Below are 1,365 nucleotides of genomic sequence, written 5' to 3'. Positions count from 1 at the left end.
CCCCCCCCCCCCCCCCCCCCCCCCCCCCCCCCCCCCCCCCCCCCCCCCCCGCGCCGCCGCGATCCGTGTGATTTCGGGAATCGCCGCGTGCGGGACACGCCCCGCGGCCGACGGTTTCGGCTAAACGCGTACGGGTTGGGACGCGTCCGGCGCCGGCGACGCCGCAGTGCCGGCCGATGACGGCGCGACGGCTGGCCGGGCCGCCGCCCTCCGGCCCCGGTGGACGGCGATGATCCCCGCGATCACCACGAGGCAGCCGAGGGGCTGGTTCCACGTAAGGCTCTCGCCGAGCAGGATCGCGCCGAGCGCCACCCCGACGAGCGGCGCGACGTACGTGACCGTCGAGGCCGCGACCGCGCCCCACGCCCGCACGATAGCCGTGTTCCAGAGGTACGCGATGCCGGTTCCGAAGACGCCGAGCACCGCGATCGCGATGAGCGGCACGGGCGTGAGGGTGGGCATGGGCCCGGCCGCGAGGATCGGCGAGAGCGCGAGGGCTGCAGCGGCGGCGACCGTGAGCTGGACGGTCGAGACGGTGAGGCTGTCGTAGTCGTACCGCCCCACGACGAAGCGGCGCATGTACGCGAAGCCGAAGCCGTAGCAGGCCGTCGCCGCGAGGCACGCTAGCTCCGCAAGGGTCGGCTGGGTGGGTGAGAAGAAGGCGCTGAGCGCGGCCGGGTCGCCTGCGAGGCCCCACGGCCCCACGACGAGGACGACGCCGAGGCCTCCCACCGCGACACCGGTCGCCTGCCGAGGGGCGAGCCTTTCGGCGGGGATGATCGCGGCCGTCCAGAGTGCGGTCATGAGCGGCGTCGACGAGTTCAGGATCGCGGAGAGCCCCGAGGGCAGCGACTCGCCGGCCCACGCGAAGAGGCTGAACGGGACGACGCAGAACAGCAGGCCGACCACGGCCATGTGGCCCCAGAAACCCCGCTCGCGCGGCCACTCGCGGTCCGCGACCACCATGATGATGCGGAGCGTCACGGCGCCGAGCAGAATGCGGCCCACGGCCACCTGGCCCGGTGTGAAGCCCAGAAGGGATTCCTTGATGAGCAGGAAGCTGGCTCCCCAGACGAGGGCCAGTGCGACAAAAGTGGCCGTGAGGCCGAGGCGACGGGTCGTCATGCCATCAACTGTCGTCGCGGACTTCCCATGAATCAAATACATCTAGTGCACTTGGGCATACCATGAATGCATGGCACCTACGGTTCCCCAGCTGCGTACGCTGCTCGCCGTCGTCGAGAGCGGCTCGTTCACCGCTGCCGCCCAGCACCTCGGTGTGAGCCAGTCCTCCGTGTCTCGGACCCTGCGCGCCCTCGAGGAGGACATCGGCGGCGTCCTGCTGGACCGGGAGCGCGCCAACGC

General features: G+C 71.9%; 2 protein-coding genes. One reads left to right on the top strand and one right to left on the bottom strand.

Annotation, left to right across the window (positions count from 1 at the left end):
• Nucleotides 1-120: 120 nt before the first annotated feature.
• The gene (locus ACLN58_RS22245; protein WP_415857378.1) at nt 121-1,125 is read right to left on the bottom strand and encodes a DMT family transporter; all 1,005 of its coding nucleotides are present in this window, start codon (nt 1,123-1,125) and stop codon (nt 121-123) included.
• 70 nt (nt 1,126-1,195) lie between these two features.
• Here ACLN58_RS22245 and ACLN58_RS22240 point away from each other — a divergent pair.
• On the top strand, nt 1,196-1,365 hold a 170-nt coding region (locus ACLN58_RS22240), incomplete at its 3' end, for a helix-turn-helix domain-containing protein (protein ID WP_415857379.1).

Source organism: Sinomonas sp. G460-2, assembly GCF_047759905.1.
GTDB lineage: Bacteria > Actinomycetota > Actinomycetes > Actinomycetales > Micrococcaceae > Sinomonas.
The sequence above is the reverse complement of the archived record's forward strand: the minus strand, read 5'-3'. Positions and strand labels throughout refer to the sequence as shown.

Excerpts from the sequence above, each read along its gene's own strand:
- ACLN58_RS22245 (WP_415857378.1), bottom strand. The coding sequence starts at position 1,125 with ATGACGACCCGTCGCCTCGGCCTCACGGCCACTTTTGTCGCACTGGCC.